The organism is Aeromonas sp. S19(2024) (assembly GCF_041402625.1).
Taxonomy (GTDB): domain Bacteria; phylum Pseudomonadota; class Gammaproteobacteria; order Enterobacterales; family Aeromonadaceae; genus Aeromonas; species Aeromonas caviae.
The window spans coordinates 1-782 of record NZ_JBGLQU010000035.1; the positions used below are offsets into that span (position 1 = coordinate 1).

Consider the following 782-nt stretch of genomic DNA (forward strand, 5'->3'; position numbering starts at 1 on the left):
GTGGTAAACCCTCTTGCCAATGGTTGCGGTCATTTAACTGGTTCTAGTAGTGGTGCAGTTTCTACGGCTGATTTATCGGCAATTAAAGGCGATGTTGCCTCTCTTAAAGCGATGCAGCAATCGGCCATGTCAACTCTGGGCTCTATTGGTGGCAATACAAGCTCCATGTCATCAAATATAGGAAATATGCTTGGTGCTATTGGGAGTCTTCAAGGTTCGGTTAATTCGGTTAACTCCAATATTTCTAGCCAGTCTGGTTATTTAAGTCAGATGAATGACAATCTTTACGGCATCAAGTACATGCTCCAGGATGGTTTAAAGAATGGCTGGGGAAACTCTGGCGGTGGGCAAGGTGGGTCTGGCGACTTTAATATTGATTATTCTCAAATGCCTGGTTCGGGATCCAATCCTTTGCATGTTGCGGGCTCTGAGTATAATTCAACGCTTTGCTCGGGTGACGCTAGTTGTGCCTTTGACCTGGAACAGATAACAAAGAAATATGATGAAGAGAAGGAGGCGTTAAAAAGTCAGTATCTGGCTATTAAAGGCGAGATGGCCGACATATTCAGGTTTGATTTTTATGGTTCGGCATCTGTTCCCAAGTGCTTCGATATGTTTTCCTTGTTTGGCAATGATTACCAAGTGTGCCCCAATGTTGGCGGGTATTGGGAAATATTGCTCGCGCTGATGTTGTTTATTTTCTACTTTATTGCGTTCATGATTGTTGCGAAGAGGTGAGCGATGGAATGGCTAGGTGATTTATTCAGTGGGTTGTTTCAGGA

1 pseudogene is annotated in these 782 nt (G+C 43.9%); it reads left to right on the forward strand.

The features are described 5' to 3' along the window. Positions 1-738 (forward strand): annotated as a pseudogene (locus tag ACB037_RS21285) (hypothetical protein); the annotation flags it as partial. Positions 739-782: the final 44 nt, after the last annotated feature.